18 protein-coding genes are annotated in these 19981 nt (G+C 36.3%); 4 read left to right on the top strand and 14 right to left on the bottom strand.

The features are described from left to right. Nucleotides 1-35: 35 nt before the first annotated feature. The 10 genes from DK857_RS08045 to DK857_RS08005 all read right to left on the bottom strand — a co-directional run bounded on the left by DK857_RS08045 (nt 36) and on the right by DK857_RS08005 (nt 10359). A complete protein-coding gene (locus tag DK857_RS08045) occupies nt 36-302 on the bottom strand; it encodes a hypothetical protein (protein ID WP_109401944.1) in 267 nt (88 codons plus the stop codon). Then, nucleotides 292-1167, bottom strand: coding sequence for a hypothetical protein (locus tag DK857_RS19225; RefSeq protein WP_167394833.1), 876 nt, complete (start codon nt 1165-1167; stop codon nt 292-294). Before DK857_RS19225 ends, DK857_RS08045 begins: the two co-directional genes overlap by 11 nt. A 13-nt stretch (nt 1168-1180) precedes the next feature. Next, nucleotides 1181-1453: a PAAR domain-containing protein gene (locus DK857_RS19345; RefSeq protein WP_227003139.1), complete on the bottom strand. Its 273-nt coding sequence runs from the start codon at nt 1451-1453 to the stop codon at nt 1181-1183. A 313-nt stretch (nt 1454-1766) separates the two neighbouring features. After that, the gene (locus tag DK857_RS08035) at nt 1767-2081 is read right to left on the bottom strand and encodes a hypothetical protein (protein WP_109401943.1); all 315 of its coding nucleotides are present in this window, start codon (nt 2079-2081) and stop codon (nt 1767-1769) included. 374 nt (nt 2082-2455) lie between these two features. After that, nucleotides 2456-2800: a cell envelope integrity TolA C-terminal domain-containing protein gene (locus DK857_RS08030; protein WP_157957600.1), complete on the bottom strand. Its 345-nt coding sequence runs from the start codon at nt 2798-2800 to the stop codon at nt 2456-2458. Between the two features lie 206 nt (nt 2801-3006). Further along, complete coding sequence (locus DK857_RS08025; protein ID WP_109401941.1) at nt 3007-4065, bottom strand: fimbrial protein; 1059 nt, start codon at nt 4063-4065, stop codon at nt 3007-3009. Between the two features lie 9 nt (nt 4066-4074). Beyond that, the gene (locus DK857_RS08020; RefSeq protein WP_227003138.1) at nt 4075-6576 is read right to left on the bottom strand and encodes a fimbria/pilus outer membrane usher protein; all 2502 of its coding nucleotides are present in this window, start codon (nt 6574-6576) and stop codon (nt 4075-4077) included. Nucleotides 6577-6595: 19 nt separating this feature from the next. Continuing rightward, on the bottom strand, nt 6596-7276 hold the full coding sequence (locus tag DK857_RS08015) for a fimbrial biogenesis chaperone (RefSeq protein ID WP_109394612.1): 681 nt from the start codon (nt 7274-7276) through the stop codon (nt 6596-6598). A gap of 57 nt (nt 7277-7333) precedes the next feature. Next, the gene (locus tag DK857_RS08010) at nt 7334-7912 is read right to left on the bottom strand and encodes a fimbrial protein (protein ID WP_109401940.1); all 579 of its coding nucleotides are present in this window, start codon (nt 7910-7912) and stop codon (nt 7334-7336) included. 638 nt (nt 7913-8550) lie between these two features. After that, the gene (locus DK857_RS08005) at nt 8551-10359 is read right to left on the bottom strand and encodes a sigma-54 interaction domain-containing protein (RefSeq protein ID WP_269205440.1); all 1809 of its coding nucleotides are present in this window, start codon (nt 10357-10359) and stop codon (nt 8551-8553) included. A gap of 361 nt (nt 10360-10720) precedes the next feature. On the opposite strand from DK857_RS08005, the gene dpaL reads away from it, so the two are divergent. The 4 genes from dpaL to DK857_RS07985 all read left to right on the top strand — a co-directional run bounded on the left by dpaL (nt 10721) and on the right by DK857_RS07985 (nt 16182). Next, on the top strand, nt 10721-11938 hold the full coding sequence (gene dpaL, locus DK857_RS08000; RefSeq protein WP_109394606.1) for a diaminopropionate ammonia-lyase: 1218 nt from the start codon (nt 10721-10723) through the stop codon (nt 11936-11938). A gap of 30 nt (nt 11939-11968) precedes the next feature. Continuing rightward, nucleotides 11969-13153: a YgeY family selenium metabolism-linked hydrolase gene (locus DK857_RS07995; RefSeq protein WP_109401939.1), complete on the top strand. Its 1185-nt coding sequence runs from the start codon at nt 11969-11971 to the stop codon at nt 13151-13153. A gap of 72 nt (nt 13154-13225) precedes the next feature. After that, nucleotides 13226-14812, top strand: coding sequence for an N-acyl-D-amino-acid deacylase family protein (locus tag DK857_RS07990; protein WP_109401938.1), 1587 nt, complete (start codon nt 13226-13228; stop codon nt 14810-14812). 95 nt (nt 14813-14907) lie between these two features. Continuing rightward, complete coding sequence (locus tag DK857_RS07985) at nt 14908-16182, top strand: MFS transporter (protein ID WP_109394600.1); 1275 nt, start codon at nt 14908-14910, stop codon at nt 16180-16182. A gap of 221 nt (nt 16183-16403) precedes the next feature. Here DK857_RS07985 and prfH read toward each other — a convergent pair whose 3' ends face one another. The 4 genes from prfH to deoC all read right to left on the bottom strand — a co-directional run bounded on the left by prfH (nt 16404) and on the right by deoC (nt 19968). After that, nucleotides 16404-17015 (bottom strand): peptide chain release factor H, encoded by a 612-nt coding sequence (prfH, locus tag DK857_RS07980; protein WP_109401937.1) that lies wholly within the window; start codon nt 17013-17015, stop codon nt 16404-16406. Further along, nucleotides 17015-18151: an RNA ligase RtcB family protein gene (locus DK857_RS07975; protein ID WP_109394596.1), complete on the bottom strand. Its 1137-nt coding sequence runs from the start codon at nt 18149-18151 to the stop codon at nt 17015-17017. Before DK857_RS07975 ends, prfH begins: the two co-directional genes overlap by 1 nt. Before the next feature lie 316 nt (nt 18152-18467). After that, nucleotides 18468-19244: a DeoR family transcriptional regulator gene (locus DK857_RS07970; protein WP_109394595.1), complete on the bottom strand. Its 777-nt coding sequence runs from the start codon at nt 19242-19244 to the stop codon at nt 18468-18470. 55 nt (nt 19245-19299) lie between these two features. Continuing rightward, nucleotides 19300-19968 (bottom strand): deoxyribose-phosphate aldolase, encoded by a 669-nt coding sequence (deoC, locus tag DK857_RS07965; protein WP_109394593.1) that lies wholly within the window; start codon nt 19966-19968, stop codon nt 19300-19302. Nucleotides 19969-19981: the final 13 nt, after the last annotated feature.

Here is a 19981-nt window from a genome sequence, read left to right as displayed (position 1 = left end):
CCGGATCCCGTAGCGTGATATGTTGCACTTAAATGCTACTTTAAGACCTTATGAATAATGACTATTAGCAATAGACTAGTGGGAAAGCTCAGCATTGCAAAAGTAGAAATCAATTCATTTGATTGAGTTAACATATCTGCAATTTCTTGTAGCCCTTGGGGCGTTAGTTGGTCTGACCAAGGTTGATCAAGTTGGTATTTTTTAGTAACCGCATATCCCATATTTAATAAAAAAAGAATTAAATAATTCGTAATTATAATAAATACCGTTAAGGCCCACTTTACTATACTTTTAGCTTTCATCAGGGGCCTCTGCATCAAACGTGCTACCAAAAATACCTCCGGATCCTTCAGATGAAATACCAGACGAGCCTACGGTTGATAAGCTTTGGGTTCCTGCTTCATAGCCAGATTGCTTAACCCCTTTTTCAGTGGGTTTTCCGCTATTAATATTAGGATATTTTTCTTTAAACACGCCGGTCATTTTAATAATAGTCAGTGAAGAAAAATCGTGTTTTTTACTATCCAAGTAATCTTCTAGCGATAAAGGGATAACAAAAGATTCTTCTCTTTCTATGGGATATTGGGTTCTAGTTGGGGTATAACTGCTATTGAATATTTTTGATCCCCCAGCCTTCAATCCATGGACTGTATGGGTTGTACAATTGCTTGAACTTAAGTCATAGACGTCGATTACATGACCGTAGTTTTTTGTTGCTTCCCCCGCATTTTGGGGTAGCCATGTTGGTTTTGTGCCATTTATCCATAATGAATAGAAATGTTGATATGTTTTTTCAACATCTGCATCGTTTATTGAAAAAACACGAGCATTCATTTTGTACAGCTCATGCCTAAAATAATTTCTAGCATCCTCACCTTGTAAATATATAAGAATACCATCGCCAGCGACGCCAGCAGTACCTGTATGCCCGAATCGACCATAAGTAAAAACATGAATATGGTTATCTTGGTTATCTTTGTGAATTGAAATATAAGAGTGTCCAGCCTCTACTCTTTCAGTCCAAACGTAGACTCCATCCGATAGCTGCTCATCAGCTCTATCGCACACTCCTATAGCATACCCATTATATGTAGATTGCGAACTATTAAAGTGTTGTTGTGGAGCTATAGGTTTATCTTGTGCTACAAGATTATATACGCGAGACATCGGTTCATCTTCTTTACTGTAGCAATCTGTGATGGAGATTTATTAATCTAGCCTTACATGGGCAGGAGCTAAAGCTATCCAAAGTTCCCGCCATCATTCGACCACTACCCCATACATTGCTAATTCCACCCAGTATGTTATATGTTCCTGAGTGTTTACCATAGGTTACTATGTCACCTTGACGTGCAGCTGATCTACCATAAAATTGAAAGGTATCATCACCCGTTAAAATCTGACCACCACAGGTTGTTTTATCGCCAACTCGTAAAAAATAGCCTATCGGCATAGTAAGTCCCTTTATTCTTACTCAAGTTAAATATTATTTTTGACTAGAGATGGGTGATTGACAAGTTATTTTAACAATTTTGACTAATGACAATAAATAAGAGTAGTTGGCGATTATTTTTATATAATATTAATATTTAAACTAAATGGGGTATTAAGACGACGGCCTTATTTAATATATTCATCAAATAATACACTTTCCAAGATCCAAAACACTGAGTATAAATTTAAGTATACAAAAACTTAGTAGGGTTATTTATATCGATAAAGCACAACATGTTACGATAATTCTACTTCTACATTTCAACAATTTCTTATTCGGAGAAACCCACATTAACAATATAATCCCTACTAAATTCTTTTGAGGCAATAATCATACTTGGATATGTAGCACCACCAATAGTGACTTTTATTGTTCCAGCATTTGTCGGTGTTCCATATATTTCTACGCAATTATAATCACGCGTCATAGTGCCAGTATTACCTGCGGTAGAAGATCTCGGGCGTTCACAATTACGAAGGAAAAGGCCTGAATTATTGGGTGAGATAAAACCAATATTTCTGTGCACACCACCAATAACAGATCCTCCTAATATAGTAATCTTTTGAGAATAAGGTACTCCAACCATAGCGTCATTTAATATCTCATTATCAGGAAAATAAGTTATTTTATTGCCTGAAAAACCGCATGAAGTTAGTAAAGAAAAAATTAATATAAAAAATAATCGTCTAATAATCATAGTAATAAAGAAAAATGAGTAAGTTATTGATTAGTTTATCGTGACATTATAAACCTTGTCGATTTTTTACCTAAATACATAATCTCTAAGGATAAGCTAAATACAGAGATCGTAATAACATCTTTTTATAGACTGTAATATCATGAAAATCGTTATTTTTTAAACTTCATCTCTCCATTTTTAATAAGAAATATTGATTCACTATAACTATTTGATATATCAAAAATATTATTGTCGCTGCATCAACCATTATTACTCATAATCTACGGCCTAAACTCAAGATAAAACGTATTTTTATTGCTGATCCTCTTATCTTCTGGAGGTGCAGTAAATGTTGTCTCTTTAATAATTTCAATTCCAGCATCACAAAGTGCTTGATCATTTTTTTCATTTCTACCATCTACAACAGCTGAAAATAATTCCCCATCATTAGATAGTGTCACCTTAATCATGCACTCTTTACCTTTATAGCTTTCTGAATTATGAAAATTAGCACTAACTGATTTTTGGGTTTTTTCTACAAAATTTATTATAGGGCTATTATCGATGGAAGAGGCACTTAAAGATCCAGAGAAAAAAAGACTGAAAAGTAGAATGAATTTTTTCACGACAATTAATTTCCTTTAAAATCATTTTGTTACTTATTTTTATGATTGATTATATTTTTATAACTATCAGCATTAGTTAGAATATTATATCTAATTAATAACTTGTTTACTGTATTGCTAATAAAAAAACGCCATTAAATCTAATTTAATGACGTTATTAATCTGTGAGTTTAATTTTTAACTTGGTTTGCTTATCGTGTATTTTATTAATTAAACTCCAACACAAAGTTTGCAGAGGCATTTACTTTGCCCGGTTTTACTTCATTACCATAACGAAAATACTCTGCTTTTAATGGTACATTGGTAGAGCCATTAGTTAAATCAGCCAGCTTAACAAATTGATTATTCACTAAACGTGTATCATTGCTTAATGGCGATGTGACAACAAAGCCGATACCTTTTGCATTATCTTGGCTGCCTTCATTATCCGCTTTAATAACTGATTCTTGCCCTTCATAGCTTGCGGTATTATTTGCCATAAGTTTTATCTTGGCAGAAACGTTACCAGTACAATTAATTTTTAGATGATCTTCAGCATAAGCCTGTTCAGTTGGAAAACCTATTTTAGGAAATGCAGAGGTCGATATTCTGGGAAGATTCATAATAAGGTTAGTATTTTCAGCGCTGCATGATGTTGGAGCACTAACAATATTGACTGTTACACGATAACTAAAGCCTACGGCTGTTGTACCACCACTAGGATTAAAGCGGTCAACTAATATCGATCCAATATATTGAGTATGATAACTTTTTGATTTAGGGTTATCTTTATTAGAATAGATGATAACCGTTGCATCTCGAGTATTTAGCTCGCTATCCATTACAGGGAATTCTTGCCCTGGTTGGCTTCTAAATGAAGCTCCTGATCTATTTTCAATTAAGACATAAACATAATCATCATAAGTATTAGGTGGTCTTGTAAAGTAATAAGCGGGTCTTCCATCAATATCACCATAATAACTTGCAATAATTCCACTACTTTCACTGTATGTTGCGTAAGCAAAAGCTTCAGCACCATCAGGACAAGTTGCAACCGCGGTATTACCTCCATCTCGTTTGAACCCAAACCGGGCCACTTCTTGATTTTTTTTAATAAAGCCACTTAAATTTATGGTGCCCCCCCTAGCATCCATTGTTCCATGATTAATACCACCCCCGCGCCCATCACATGTGGGGGCGGCTTGGCTATAAAATGGTATTGAAAATAAACCTAGTGTAAAAATTAAAAATAATAAATTATTTGAGCTATTTTTTTGTTTTTTCATGTTATTGCCTTATTTACACTCAGTATTTAAAATATACAAGCCATTATTGGGGATTTTATTATTTGTAGTATAGGAAGCATGACAGACTTTTTCTTCACCATTCATCTTCCATGAAATTTTAATCTTACCGTCAGGTTTTTCAGCAACAAAATAAAGCTGATTAAAGTTTGCGACTAATTGATCATCTGCATTTTCTATTTCAGCTTTTGCACCCATAGGGATCGTACTATTATTAATTGGTTGTAATGTAAGAAAGAATTTGAACCCTTTTTTAGCATCAAAATCAGCAAGAATTAATGCCCCCTTAGTTGGGATCATATTGCTGATAATATTGTTGCTAATTTCGGTATCAGCAGGGATAGATTTAGTATCAATGCTAATATTATTTTTTTGATAAGGTGACATTCCTGAAACAATAGCTAAGCCACGGCTGTTTGTTTTCACTGATTGACCATTAATAACTTCAATATCAGCTGTATCTTTAGTGAGAATTAAAGCGTTAGTCTGTTGTAATGATGGTGTTAGTACTGCACCATATTGTGTTGCAACTAAAGCACCGCTAAGACCATAGTTAAAATTCTGTCTATCTTTTGAATATGAGTAACCCGCATTGATAATAGCTGACGAGGTTTTATAAGAGCTATTTAGTCCGCCACTATAATTAATGCCTTTATTGCCATAGCCTTGATAAACATCCCAGCTGGCTTGATTTTTCTCACCATAAGTTCCGCTTAAACGTGCGGTATGTAAGGTTTGGTCGTTATTATTGGTCGAGACAGCGTAATTTGCCCACACATAATTTTCATTCCATGTTAATGGAATACTGATATTCATACTCAAGTCGTAGGTGTTCTTATCGCTATTTTTATATCGATTACCTTCGTAATAAGTATAATAAATACTGTAATTAACTTTATTTATAGAGCTATTAAATCCAACATTGTAAGAGCTGATATTTTTTCCGTCAGCATACTTATAGATAATAGAATTTAAATTTATTGAGGAAGTATTTGAAAATAATGGTTGGCTAATTGACATAGTATATTCATTTTTTAGTCCCTCATGTGTTTTATATTCTTTATCTTTATATTCCATCGCATCGTTGAAGTTAAGAAAATTAGCATCAAAATGGCGATAGCCTACTACAGAAATATTTGTATTGGTTAGTTCAATATTTTTAGAATAATTAACTCTAAAGGCATTACCGTTTAAAGAGTTATCATGATTAACGGTTGATTTTGCATAGAGCCAATCAGCTGTAATTGCACCATAACTACCAATATTGATCCCGCTTCCTAAACCAAAAGAGTGATACTTTTCGGCAACGAATAAACCACTATAGAGTGTGACATAATCGGTTAAACCATAAAAAGCTTCAGCTTGAGTTAAATAAGTACCATCACCAGCATTATGGCTATCGTATTTTCCTGTTGAAAAACTATATTTTATTTCACCTTTTCGTTCTAAGCTAGCGATAGAAGAAAAAGGCACAATAAAATTCTTTTCAGAACCATCAGATCCTTTAACATTAATATATAGATTTCCTCCACTACTCATAGGAGAATAATCGATTATATTAAAAGGTCCCGCTGGTACACTCTTCTTGTAGATAACTTGTCCATTTTGCATAATGCTAACAATAGATTCAGAGTTAGCAATACCGACAATACTCGGTGCATAGGTTCTATTTTGGTAAGGTGTCATTAGGCGATCTGTCATTAACTTCAACCCACGATATTTAACTGAGTCAAATAACTGAGATGAACTGTAAAGATCACCAACCTGTAATTCACTTTTTAGAGCATAAATATCTCTAGAAAGAACATTACTTAATGTATTCCATTTATTTTCACCATTCTCATTTCTTGCCCATGTCGAATAATTATAAAAACGCCATGCATCAACATTAATTTGGCTTTGGATATTGCCATAATAACTATTGTTTGTTTCACCGTTACTGCGACGATTAAATGATGAAAATGAATAGTTAACCAAAGCTGCAGGAATACCCGAATCCCAATTATTAATTTCGTTCAGTTGGAGTCTATTCTTATTAATATATTTTTGCGGTAAAGTCAGCACATACTGGTTTCTATTTAAATCTAGCATACCAATAGAGTGTTCAATCAGACTAATGTTAATAAACTTTTCATCTTTTTTAATTAATTCACTGGGAATATCAACACCTGCTTGATACCATTCATCAGCGGTTAATAAAGGGACTAGATTCTTTTTATTTTCTGAGTTATCCATTAACGCAAATTCAACCTCACGATTGAAAATACGATTTTTATTAATAAAAAAATCGATATGATAATAGCCTGGAGCAATAGAGGACTCCCTAAACACACTCAGATCTTCATTTGTTACCTGTTGTAAATGACCTTCAATATTCAACAGGTTAGGTGGATAATAATCATCTGCTGAAGAATTTAGAGAGGTAATTAAACCTCCAACTAAAAATAAATAGAGTGAAGATTTATTAAAATAATAACCCTTTTCCATTTTCATATTGAAATAAATCTCTCAGTTATAATGTAAAATCAACTGGAACGCCTTTACCAAAATCATCAATATAAATGAGTTGGATCTTATTCTGACTACTTTGTACTTTATTGATTTTTATAATGGTTTCAGATTTTGGAGGTAAATAACCAGGATTATCTTGGATCTCATTATTGTTAAGAACTATTTTTCCAATATTTACGAAGAAAGGGGTATTATTAGTAACCACCATATTGCCATTTTTTAATGACCATTTAAGCTTTTTTACTTCATCTTCAATATTTATATTACTGAGTAATTGCGGGCGATAAATTAATTTTATTTTATTTGTCATGGAATAACGTAAAACATTTTCTAAATTCTCATTGCTTGGGGCTACAAATTTAACGTTAATCCAATACATCGACTCAATATCATTTGGTAATGTAATATTTTTAGTGACTTGTAATGTGTTTTTTTGCTGTGCAACAAGTTTTAATAAAGGGGGAGTGATAACAAAATTTTGGGTAACTTCACCGTTAAGATCTTCAATCCAAGATTGTAATAAATAATTTGTGTCTTTATCAGTATTAAAAGCTACAAAGCCTTCATTATTACTTTGTTCATTATAAATAACACGAGTTGTCTCTAAGCCAAAACCTGCAAAGCTTGAGGTTACGGTACTTAATAGCAACCCTAACCCTAAAAATACGTTTTTAAAAGACATATAAACACAACCTTTATATAAGAGCGTAGGCTAAAGCTTTAGCCTACGCTTAAATTATTATTGATAAGTAATGGTATAGTTTAGAGTTGCATCTGCTTGACCTGGGCTAACAGTGCTGGCAGTACTGATATATTTAGCAACAAACTCTACATTCCAAGATGTATCAGCGCCTTCGACATCAATGGATTCAGTTTTGCTTCCATTAATAACTAATGGTTTACTCATATCTTTAATGTTGTAAATACGAATACCTATATTTTTAGCTGTATCTGAGCTAGTTGGATTATCTAATGCTAAAGTTTGGTCAGAACTACTATCCGCTTTACCATTTAATTTTAGTGTCACTTTTCCTACTGGTGGGCAATTTTCTAAGGTAATCTCAATTTTGCCATTACCATTTTCACCACCCACTTCAGAATCTTTTCCATCAAATGCACTAGTAGGGTAACGACCCATTAGTATGTTCGCATTTGGAGAGTTAGTATCGTTAATATCGATACTGCAAGAAGAGGAATATATTAATCCTTTAAAAGTTAAAGTACCTGTCTGTGTTTCTGCTGCTAATGCACCACTACTTGCTGTTATTACGGAAAAAAATAGAGCGATTGGAAGTCGTTTTTTTGTCGAAATAGTCATTTTGTGATCTCTATAGATTTATATAAATAGTAGTTGTTTTCTTAATGAAAACAGATTAAATGCTATTTAATTTATAGATTAACTTACTATTACCAACTATAAATCTAGTAAAAGCATCCGAATATACAAGAGCTTTAAAAAGATAAATTAAATAACAAGATATAATCTTTTATAAAATAGCTTGTTAGTATAAATTAATTAGATAAAATTCATATTTAGCTGAATGTATCGTGTTTTAATTAATACTGATTACTTTATGATATCTACATTGGCTTTGAGTGGAAAGGAGTTTAGTGATTTTATTGAATGATGTCTTATAAAGAGTGTTACAAAATTTTCTTATGAAAAATAAAGTATTTGTTAATATTATAATAAAATTAAAGAAAAAAACTTAATGTTTTCATTTGCTTACTCTGGTGTAAAACGATGGTGTCACGATAAGATAGTTTAAGTTTATTTTATTGATAATATATTTAGTTACAAATACGGAGTAATTTTACATAGTAAAATTACAAAAATTCAAATAATTAAGTATATAGAGTAATTTTTCGTATATATATAAGTAAAAACTTATGAAATATCAATCTAAAAACGAAAGTCAAAAATTGATGAATTAAAATAAAGATAGGTAGTTATCGTTATTGCGAATTATTTATTCTTCTATATAGCGTGGCAATACTTATTCCTAATATTTCTGCAGCTTTTTTCTTCCCATCAAGAGTATGTCCAGTTTTATCTAATACTTGCATGATTGTTTGATGTTCTAATCGGTGTCTCTTTATTTTTAAATTATGTTTTTCTTTATTTAATTGAGATGGTTCCTCGTTATTTTTTTTGTTCTCTGTTATAGGTTCCAATAGGTATTCATTTTTATTATTTATCGTTTTTGTTTTTTCTAGCAGATAAGGAGGAAGGTGGCTGAGGTTTAAATCAACGGTATCGCCTTGCATAACATACATATACTCAATCACATTGCGTAGCTCTCTGATATTGCCGGGCCAATCATAGGAATATAAGTAGTTAATAATAGAGTTGGGGATCTTCGCTACAGGTCGCTGATAGGTTAATGCTAAATCGTCGGCAAAAAATTGCGCAAGCTCTGCGATGTCTTCCCGATGATCACGTAATGCGGGAGTGTGGATCGGAACAACATTCAGGCGATAAAACAGATCTTCACGAAATTGTCCTTTATTTACCATTTCACGCAGATCTTTATTGGTGGCGGCAATGATCCTCACATCAATATTGATCATATTATTAGAGCCAACACGAGTAATGCTTTTTTCTTGAAGTACGCGTAAAAGCTTGGCTTGTAGATGCAAAGGCATATCCCCAATTTCATCTAGGAATAGGCTTCCACCATGCGCTAATTCAAATTTACCAATACGCCCTTTAGGATCAGCGCCACTAAATGCACCACGTACATAACCAAAGAGCTCACTTTCCAGTAATTGTTCTGGGATAGCTGCACAGTTAATGGTAATAAAAGGTTGTTTTGTGCGTAGGCTTTGTTGGTGAATAGTGTAAGCAACCACTTCTTTACCTGAACCGCTTTCTCCGGTGATAAGTACGCTGGCGTGACTAACGGCGACTTTGCTTAACATGCTTTTTAATTGAAGCATATTTTGTGAGTTGCCAATTAAAGGGGAGTGGGGATTTTCATCAACAGAGAGGGTATTTACTTGTGTCATATAATCACGAGCATCATGAAAGATAACCATGCTGAGTTGGTCATTATCAACCGATGAAAATGTGATTTTTTTACACAGAACATGATAGCGTTGTTGGTTTAATACCAACCATGCTTCTTCATCGCCATAAAGAATATCGCCTGTCATCTGGATATCGAGAGATTGACCAATCAATTCACAATCAAAAAAGCGTAAAGCAGAAAGATTGGCGTGCCAAATTTTGCCTTGGCTATCGATCGCAATAACACCTCTATCCATTACATCAATCAAGTTACGGAAAGTACCAAATCGTTCTTGCTCTCTAAGCCTTTCAAGGCATTCAAAAACACGGCTTGAGATCATCTCTGAAAATTGTTCTATAAAGGTAATAAAAGCCTGCTTTTGTTTCATCAGGAATTTTTTTTGTTCTCGGTTAGAACAGATAATACCAATGACACCAATAACTTGATTATTAAGAAAAATTGGCGCATTTAGATCAAGCTCTTCGGTACAAGTTAAGCGATTTTGACAGAGTTGGCAGAGATCGTTCTCTTTTGGATCTTCAATCAGAATGGTTTTTTGAACCTGTAGTACATGGCGATAAATATACCCATTACTGGAGACGTCTTGATTGAGCATATAGCGATAACGACCTGTACCAGCAATACGAATTAAGTTGTTATCAATAATTTCAACATCGGTACCGGTGATACCGGCAATGGCATCAGTGTACTTACTGATTTCATCTTGTAGGGTACTGAGTAATGAGTGCATCATATTCTCACCTTAAAATTATCAATTTTGATAATAAATTATCACCACCTGTTTATGGCGTTAAATTTAGTTGTTATTTATTAGTTTGTTATGTGATTTTTGTATAAAGCTCACACAGTTTATTATTATTGATAATTTATCACTTAAATAAAACCGCCTAGATCACAGCTTTTCTGCACCATTAATTTCATCTCTTAATCGTTAAAACAATAAAAATATTTAAAATCAAATTGTTATGTTTTTATTCAATGCTTTTTGAGTGAGTTGGCATACATATTGCGATATAGGGGATAACCCTATGTATTCCGATTAATCGCGATATTGGGTTATCGCGAATTTTAAAGTGTGATTAAGAGGTAATTCCATGCAGGAGCAATTGCAGTACCTGATTAACCAAAGTTCATTTACGCGAAAACCAACCGCTGAGCTTGTCCCTTTTCGTTATGAAGAGTTAGCCAAAGCGTTAGATTTTCACAGAACTATTCCAGGATACGCACCTACACCGTTATTTCATTTACCCCAGTTAGCCAAAACCTTAGGGGTTGGTGAGTTATATCTCAAAGACGAGTCTTTCCGTTTTGGTTTAAAAGCATTTAAAGCGTTAGGTGGTGCTTATGCGATGGCACGCCATATTGCTGATTTCCTCGAAATGGACATAAGTGAATTACCTTATGAGGTAATGATCAGTGATGAGATCAGGAAAAAGTTAAATGGCGTAACTTTTGCGACAACCACTGACGGGAATCATGGACGCGGTGTTGCTTGGATGGCAAGACAGTTAAAGCAAAAAGCTGTGGTCTATATGCCAAAAGGATCATCGCAAGAACGTTTGGATGCCATTTTACGTGAAGGTGCCGTCGCTGAAATCGTTGATATGAACTATGACGATGCAGTGAGAATGACGGCTGAAATGGCTGAAAAATACGGCTGGATAGTGGTTCAAGATACTGCGTGGGATGGTTATGAAGAGATCCCACTTTGGATCATGCAAGGCTACGGCACTTTAATGCTGGAATCTCTCGCGCAATTACATGAAGTACCTCCGACGCATATTTTTGTGCAAGCCGGTGTAGGCTCTTTTGCGGGTATGGTACAAGGCATGGTAACTGCGGCTTATGGTAAACAAGCACCGAAAGTGATTGTGGCTGAAGCGCGTATTGCTGATTGCTTATATCAATCTGCGGTATCAGGTAAAGCGGATGCTATTCCTGTTGGTGGGGATCTACAAACTGTGATGGCAGGGCTTGCTTGTGGTGAAGCGAATAGTATTGGTTGGAATTTATTACGCGATTATTCAGCGGCATTTTTCTCTTGCCCTGATGCCGTCGCGACTAGGGGAATGCGGATTTTAGGGAACCCTTTACCCGGTGATCCGCATATCATTTCTGGTGAATCTGGCGCAGTGACAACAGGTTTGCTCTCTATTTTGATGCAATCGCCTGTTTATCAGAGCGCGAAAGAAGAGCTGGGATTAGATGAAAATGCAAGAGTGCTTGTGATAAGCACTGAAGGTGACACCGATCCTGAACGTTATCGCGATATCGTGTGGGATGGTGAGTTGCCTAGCTTCAAACAATTTTAAAAAACAAATAAGTCTTTTGGAGTGAACAGTATGTTATCAGCAAACCGATTTGATGAAGTTATTAAGAATTGCCAATTATTAATCAAACAAAAAAGCTATTCAGGTGAAGAAGGTAACGTTGTTAAGGTCATAGAAGAGATGATGAAAAACTATGATTTTGACGATATTCATATTGATAAATACGGCAATATCATTGGCGGAATTATAGGTCAACATCCAGGGAAAACCCTTGTTTTTGATGGTCATATCGACACCGTACCGGTTAGTGAGCGTGACTGGAAAGAAAAGCCTTATGGTGCAGAAATAAAAGACGGCAAGATTTATGGCCGTGGCACCAGTGATATGAAAGGTGCTGTCGCTGCTATGATTTCGGCGATAGGTTTTTATGGTCAAGATAATCAGCGTAACTTTGCTGGCCGCATTTATGTCTCTTGTATTGTGCATGAAGAGTGTTTTGAAGGTGTTGCCGCAAGACTCGTTTCTGAGCGCTATAAACCAGACTATGTGGTGATTGGTGAAGCTTCCGAATTAAACCTCAAGATTGGGCAACGTGGTCGTGCTGAAATTGTTGTTGAAACTTTTGGTAAACCCGCTCACTCCGCTAATCCAGATGCTGGGATCAACTCTGTTTATAAAATGGCAAAACTGATCGAGAAGATCAGAACATTAACGCCATCGGTTCATCCTGTATTAGGAAAAGGGATCTTAGAACTAACGGATATTAAATCATCACCTTATCCTGGCGCTTCGGTTGTACCTGAGTATTGTCGTGCCACTTACGATCGCCGTTTATTAGTGGGTGAAACTAAAGAGCAAGTGCTTGCACCATTACAAAAAGCGATTGATGAACTTTCTTCTCAAGATGCTGATTTTAAAGCTAAAGTCTCTTATGCCTACGGTACTGAAAAATGTTACACCGGAGCCACTATTGAAGGTGAACGTTTCTTCCCTGGTTGGGTATTAGAAGAGAGCGATCCTTATGTACAAAGCGTTTTAAAAGGGCTGCATGAATCGGGCTTTAACCCTACAGTCACACAATACTCTTTCTGTACTAACGGTAGTCACTATGCAGGTGAAGCGGGTATTAAAACCATTGGTTTTGGTCCATCCCGAGAAAACTTGGCGCACACCATTGATGAATATATCGAAATTGAACAACTAACAGGTGCTGCGAGCGGTTACTACAGCATTATGAATAGCCTTTACCACCTTTAATTCTTACGAAATAAATCCTTACTAGAAGAGTATCTGACAAAACAGTCAGATGCTCTTTGGAGAAATAACAGAATGAAAACAATATTTAAAAACGCCACTGTTATTGATGGAACAGGGGCAAGTGCATTTCAAGCTGATGTTGTGGTTAATGAAGGAAAAATAATAAAAATCGGCCAGTTTGATGCAAAAACAAATGATCAGATTATTGATGCAACAGGGAAAATAGTTTGTCCCGGTTTTATTGATACGCATACTCACTCTGATTTGTCTGCTCTGCTTAATCCTGCTTTATCCGCCAAAATTCGCCAAGGGATCACTACTGAATTGTTAGGGCAAGATGGTGTCGCGTTAGCACCATTGCCAGAACAATATATTTCAGCATGGCGCAAGAATATTGCAGGTTTAGATGGTGATTCTGACAGTATTGATTGGCATTTTAAGAATACCGAAGGTTACTTAGGTATGTTGGAAGCTAGAGGCTCTGCAACGAATCTTGCTTACCTTGTTCCTCATGGCAACATCCGAATGGAAGCGATGGGATTAGAAGGTAATCCTTCTACTCGTGAAGATGTCGCTAAGATGTGTGAGATCTTAGAGCGTGAATTAAAAGCTGGTGCATTTGGTTTATCAACAGGATTGATTTATATGCCTTGTGCCTTTGGTGATACGGCTGAAATGATCGAACTTTGTAAGGTGACAGCAAAACACAATGGTATTTTTGTCGTTCACCAGCGCAGTGAAGCTGACGATATTATTCAATCGACTCAAGAGCTTATTGATATTGCTAAAGCATCCGGTGTTTGGTTGCATATTTCCCATATGAAAGTTTGTGGTAAGAAAAACTGGGGATTAATCGATGAAATGCTTGGTATGTTAGATCAAGCACAAAAAGAGGGCATCCGTATCTCTTTTGACCAATATCCGTATGTAGCTGGTAGTACCATGCTTGGGGTGATCTTACCGCCTTGGGTTCACGCAGGAGGTACAGAAAAATTATTAGAGCGCTTAGCTTCTCCTGAATTGCGTAAAAAGATGATTGAAGATATCGAAAAAGGCATTCCGGGTTGGGATAACTTTATTGATTTCGCAGGGTTAGAAAATATTTATGTCACTAGTTCTAAAACAGAAAAAAACCAAGATGCCGTTGGCCTTAGCCTTGTAGAGCTAGGGGAATTGAGAGGTAAAGATCCGTACAACGCAACTTTCGATCTGCTATATGAAGAAGAAAATGCGGTAGGAATGGTGGATTTTTACGGTACAGAAGAACACGTTATCAAATTCTTATGTCGTCCTGAACAAAACGTATGTACTGATGGGTTAATGGGTGCAGGTAAGCCTCATCCCCGTGTATTCGGTGCATTCCCTCGTGTTTTAGGGAAATACGTCAGAGAAGAAAAATGTCTCACTTGGGAACAAGCTATCCGCAAAATGACAGGTAAACCTGCCGAAGTCCTTCGATTAACCGACAGAGGCTTAATTAAAGAGGGATATGCCGCAGATATTGTGATGTTTGATCCTGAAACCATTATTGATAAAGGTACGTTTGTTAAACCAAACCAATACCCAGAAGGGATCGACTTGGTAATGGTCAATGGTCGTATCGCATTAATTAATGGGGTCGAAAGTTACGCTTGTAGCGGTCATGTTTTAAGAGCATAGCCGCACAATAGCGCTCTTAAACGTTAAACCTTATCTCTGTTTATCACGGTTGTTATTCAACCGTGATGGTTTCCCCTTACCTGAGGAACAGGAAAATGAGTTCAAATATTATTCCAGACCTTCATCAGAAGAAAACATGGAAAGCTCGTTATACCGTTTTATCCTTAATTTGGTTAGCATGGTTACTTTCATTCTTAGATAGAATGGTAATGAGTGTTTCATTACCCTTTATTGGACGTGATCTTAATCTTGATACCACCCAACAAGGCTTAATAATCAGTGCGTTTTTTGTCGGTTATGCGGCATTCCAAATCCCAGGTGGTTTCTTAGCTGACCGCTTCGGTGCGCGTAAAATCATGGCGATCGGTATTGCATGGTGGTCAGTATTCACCAGCTTAACGGGTATGGTGTTTACATTACCGTTAATGCTTGCCGTGCGATTCTTATTTGGTATTGGTGAAGGCTGTTTTCCCTCTGCCTCTTGGAAAATGATCTCAACTTATTTCCCATCTAAAGAGCGTGGTCGTGCAACGGCAATTCAATCAACAGTAAATACCTTAGGGCCAGCATTAGCTGTCATTGTTGCAGCGAGTATTATCGGTGCTTTTGGCTGGCATATGGTGTTTATTGTTTTAGGTATTCCGGGTTTATTAATTGCTGCAGGTATTTACTTCTTCACTCGTGATAATCCAAAAGATCATCCAAGTATTACTCAGCAAGATCTCGATGAATTAGCGGCAGATGGTACATTAACGGATAAACCTGTTGAAGCGGTACCTTTTAAAGACGTTTTAAAGATGCCAGTATTGTGGCAAATGGCAGCGATTTGGTTTCTGTTTGATATTACCTTCTGGGGATTTTCAACATGGTTACCAAGTTATTTAATTACTGTTCGTGAATTCTCTTTGGCTAAAACCGGGGTAATGGCGGCTATTCCATTCTTATTTGGTGCTGGTGGTACATTATTAGGGGGTTATGTTTCTGATAAATGTAAATCACAGCGTAAATGGTTATATATGGTTACCGCAGTGATTGCAGCAGGCTTCTTATATATGACATATACCGTTGAAAGTGCCGATATGGCTGTTGTATATCAGTGTATTTCAGCATTATTTATGTTCTTCGCCATGGCAATGTTCTGGGGTATTTTAATGGATACTATCCCGAATAAAATCATGGGCCGTGCTTCAGGAATTGTTAACTTCGGTGGGCAAATGGCGGGTGTGGTTTCCGCACCGGTGATGGGATTCTTAATTAAAGCCAGTGGCGGTAGTTATGACAGTGCATTTATGTTTATGATAATTGCATTGGTTGCCTCTGCTGTTGTGACGTTCACTGTTAAAATGAGAAATACACCAGCACCCGTTTAATTAATCAGTATTGATAACGTTTATATTTAAATAAGTGTGATGTTATTAAAAGAAATAAGATTAATTAAATAAAATAAATGTATTAACTGTAAGATTTATTTATTAAAACTCACTATACGCTTTATTGATTTTTTAATTTAAAAAATCTTATTGCAGGATACTTTTGTCTTAAAAAAGCCACGATTAAAAATCGTGGCTTTGCTTTTGTTAGATTAATAACATTATTTGTTTATTAGAACAAAGTCATTACCACTAAAACAGAGTGTGGCATCGCCACGAATAACTCGGTGATGGGCAATATGGCGTTGGCTATTTAATGAGGCGTGTTGCTTCCTCATATAAGCCTCTAAATGCCATGCAATAAGTTGTTTAGCGAGCTTTTTATTAGCGTGCTGACTACGCTCTGATTGCACTTTTACACTAATACCAGTGGCAATATGTGTTGCTCTGACCGCAGATTCTGTTTTGTTAACATGCTGTCCACCGGGGCCATTGGAACGCATGGTTTCAAAGACAATGTCTTTGTCATTAATTTCATCAGGTTGTTCAAAACAAGCAACACCAATAAACCAGTTTTTACGCTTATGTCGTGGTCGTAATGTGCTTGCACACTGCCATTGCACTGAACCTGCCCATTGTTGTGCGATAGCTTGTGCATCACTACCTTCAAGAGAAATTAACGCAGATTTTAAACCATGACGTGAAGGCTCTTTTTCAAGAACAGTAACCTTCACTTGCTGTTTTATCGTTGATTTCAAAAAGTAATTTAAGGCTTTTTCAACGGCTAAACAACACTCTTCAGGGCCTTGTGCGGAGGTGAATTGTAATAACATTACGCCATCTCCCCACTTGTTTTATAGGTGATCACCGGTTTTAAACGTGCAATAACTTCGACTAATCCAATGTTCACCATACTTTCAATCACAGTCTCAATTGATTTGTAAGATTGTGGTGCTTCTTCATAAATCAGCTGTTTATTGGCACAAATAATACGGCTACCTAATGCAGTTCGTGAAAGTTGTAAGGGTGTAAAACGGTGTGATAAACGGCCTTTACACTCGGTACGCATCCATTTTCTGCCTGCACCATGTGGTAATGAATGAAGGCTTAATTCAGACACAATTGGCTTAACAATATAGCTATAATCACCGCGTGAACCTGGAATAACGACCATATCGTGATGTGCCGGTGTTGCACCTTTTCGATGTAACCAGCCTTGTTGACCATATAACTCACAAGGCTCCACAAGATTATGATTTACATCAGAAATAACTTCACCTTGAGTACGGATTTGGCGCATCATTCTTTCACCAATAAGGCGACGATTAATCTTTGCATAATCAAGTGCATTATTGTGAGCTTGCAAATATTCATTTGCATCTTCGGTGTTAGTAATCAGCCCTTTATGACCAAACTGTTCTGTATGGGCACGTAAGATAGATTGTCCTAAGCCTCTCGATCCGCTGTGAACGAGTAGCAATAACTGTTTTTTATTGATACCACTTTCAGCGAAAAGCGTTTCATTGAGCACTTGGTCAATTTGTTGGAATTCAGCAAAGTGATTACCACCACCAATAGAGCCTAAAGATCCAGCAAAAGGGTGGTTTTGCATTTCAGTCGGTAGATGTGCTTCTAACCATTCTGAAGGTGCGATATCACTCATTTCACTCAACTGTTTTTCTGCTTTATCTAAGTTAAGTTTGCTGTTTTTAAATTCAGTTTGAAAGAGTGTCATACCACAGCCAATATCATTTCCGACTAAGGCAGGGTAAAAACGATTAACAGAAAAAAAGGCTGCTCCAATAGGATAACCGCGACCTGGATGTAGGTCTGGCATACCTGCTACATAAGCCATATCAGGAAGTTGAGCCGTTGTTTCTAATTGTTGGATTGCTTTGCTTTCAATCCAAGTATTATCCGATGCGATATAACAAACGCTATCAGATAAATAATGAACACACTTGTCCATATACCAATCCATATAATGTAAAGGATAAAAAAATAAATTGATTGGCGGACAGCAAAAAGAAGGAAAAAAGGATTACTTCTGAGATTGTCCGCAAAGAGTATTCATATTTGTAGTTGTCATGGGATACCTCCTTGCGTTAATTAAAATGGGGAGAAATAATAAATCGCGGGCATAGTAACCACTTTTTTTTGCCTTGGCAATCAAAAAGTGGCGTGAATTTTCTTTGTTTTTATAAAAGAGAATAAATGTAATTTATTTAATTTAAGGCTAAATTTTTTTTATTATCTATTTTAGTTAGCTCTCTATTTTAAATTAATTAATAAATCACTTTTACTGAGCTTTTTCGGCAATAATCTTCGTAATCATCCGTCAATTTTCTATCTGTGATCACAACATCAAACTGAGCTAAATCGCCCATATTGCCTGTCGCTGTTTCATCAAAATAGTGATATTTGGTGAGTAAAATTTTACGAATAGATTTATCCATCGCTTTTTTCTTCATATAAAGATCGTCGATGTTATAACAGGTAACGCCAAAATCGAGATGAACACCTTCAGCTGAAATAAAAGCTTTCTTAGGATTAATGCTATCAAGATAAGAAGGTTGGGTAGGATTATAGAAAGAATCACTTTTAGGGCGATATTCACCTCCGCAGAGTAATACGGTGGCATTTTTCTTCTGGCTTAATGCCAAAAATACGCGATGAGAATAACAAATTCCGGTGAAATGCAGGTTATCGGGAATCAGCTCAATCAGTGTAGGAATAAGTTGTCCATTATCGAAAAAAAGAACATCGCCATCAGAGACCATACCTGCGGCAAGGTTAGGAATATGAAGTTCTTCGGTTTGATCCGGCGTAATAATACCAGAGGATGTTGAAATTAACCCTGAATGAGGCTGGGCTAATGCAACAACATAACCACCTAATAATGACATTGGAAAAGGGTTTTCGGCGTCAGAACTAAGGTCGCGCCTAATTGTCATTTCAGAAACTTCAAGGATCCTCGCGGCATCTTTAAGATGTATGCGACCTGAGCGTTTAATGCATTCACTGAGGCGGCGCAAACGTTCGTGCTGTTTGGTCTCTATCACCGAAGGATCCTTGTGTTATCGAATAGCGTACTCCAAGAAAATATACGCTAAATAATTAGTAGTTTGATTCAGGTGCATCTGAATCTGTTGCGATAGCGACACTTGCGCTAGCACCGATACGTGTTGCACCTGCTTTGATCATGTTTAATGCTGTTTGACGATCGCGAACACCACCTGATGCTTTCACGCCCACTTCATCACCCACTGTTTTACGCATTAATGCAACATGATGTTCTGTAGCGCCCATTGTACTGTATCCTGTTGATGTTTTCACAAAATCAACGCGGATCTCACGACATATTTCACAAACTAAACGTACTTCGTCGTCAGTTAATAAGCAAGTTTCTAAAATAACTTTCAGAGTTGTATTACCACAAGCTGCTTTTACTGCTTCAATATCTTGTTTTACGAAGTCTAAACGACCGCTTTTTAACATACCGATATTGATAACCATATCGACTTCTTGTGCGCCTTGACGAATAGCTTCAGCCGCTTCAAATGCTTTTGTTGCTGTTAAACCAGCACCAAATGGGAAGTCGATAACACAACATACTTTTACATCACTTCCTTTAAGGCAAGTTCTTGCTAAAGGGATGTAAGAAGTGTTAATACAAACAGAGAAGAAACCATGTTCAGCTGCTTCAGCACACAATTTCTTGATTTGTGCTTCAGTTGTATCTGCAGCAAGAAGGGTATGATCGATATAATTAGCTAATGGACGCATTGTATATTCCTTA

Origin of the sequence: Proteus terrae (assembly GCF_003144325.1) — a bacterium.
In the GTDB taxonomy this organism is placed as follows: Bacteria; Pseudomonadota; Gammaproteobacteria; order Enterobacterales; family Enterobacteriaceae; genus Proteus; species Proteus terrae.
This window is presented reverse-complemented; position numbering and strand designations above follow the sequence as displayed.

Bases quoted from the DNA above. Each gene is read 5' to 3' on its own strand.
- DK857_RS07990 (WP_109401938.1), top strand. From the start codon at position 13,226: ATGAAAACAATATTTAAAAACGCCACTGTTATTGATGGAACAGGGGCA.
- DK857_RS08020 (WP_227003138.1), bottom strand. From the start codon at position 6,576: ATGAAAATGGAAAAGGGTTATTATTTTAATAAATCTTCACTCTATTTA.
- dpaL (WP_109394606.1), top strand. From the start codon at position 10,721: ATGCAGGAGCAATTGCAGTACCTGATTAACCAAAGTTCATTTACGCGA.
- DK857_RS08010 (WP_109401940.1), bottom strand. From the start codon at position 7,912: ATGACTATTTCGACAAAAAAACGACTTCCAATCGCTCTATTTTTTTCC.
- DK857_RS08025 (WP_109401941.1), bottom strand. From the start codon at position 4,065: ATGAAAAAACAAAAAAATAGCTCAAATAATTTATTATTTTTAATTTTT.
- DK857_RS07995 (WP_109401939.1), top strand. From the start codon at position 11,969: ATGTTATCAGCAAACCGATTTGATGAAGTTATTAAGAATTGCCAATTA.
- DK857_RS19225 (WP_167394833.1), bottom strand. From the start codon at position 1,167: ATGTCTCGCGTATATAATCTTGTAGCACAAGATAAACCTATAGCTCCA.
- DK857_RS08015 (WP_109394612.1), bottom strand. From the start codon at position 7,276: ATGTCTTTTAAAAACGTATTTTTAGGGTTAGGGTTGCTATTAAGTACC.
- DK857_RS08045 (WP_109401944.1), bottom strand. From the start codon at position 302: ATGAAAGCTAAAAGTATAGTAAAGTGGGCCTTAACGGTATTTATTATA.
- deoC (WP_109394593.1), bottom strand. From the start codon at position 19,968: ATGCGTCCATTAGCTAATTATATCGATCATACCCTTCTTGCTGCAGAT.
- DK857_RS07975 (WP_109394596.1), bottom strand. From the start codon at position 18,151: ATGGACAAGTGTGTTCATTATTTATCTGATAGCGTTTGTTATATCGCA.
- DK857_RS07985 (WP_109394600.1), top strand. From the start codon at position 14,908: ATGAGTTCAAATATTATTCCAGACCTTCATCAGAAGAAAACATGGAAA.
- DK857_RS19345 (WP_227003139.1), bottom strand. From the start codon at position 1,453: ATGCCGATAGGCTATTTTTTACGAGTTGGCGATAAAACAACCTGTGGT.
- DK857_RS08035 (WP_109401943.1), bottom strand. From the start codon at position 2,081: ATGGTTGGAGTACCTTATTCTCAAAAGATTACTATATTAGGAGGATCT.
- DK857_RS08005 (WP_269205440.1), bottom strand. From the start codon at position 10,359: ATGATGCACTCATTACTCAGTACCCTACAAGATGAAATCAGTAAGTAC.
- prfH (WP_109401937.1), bottom strand. From the start codon at position 17,015: ATGTTATTACAATTCACCTCCGCACAAGGCCCTGAAGAGTGTTGTTTA.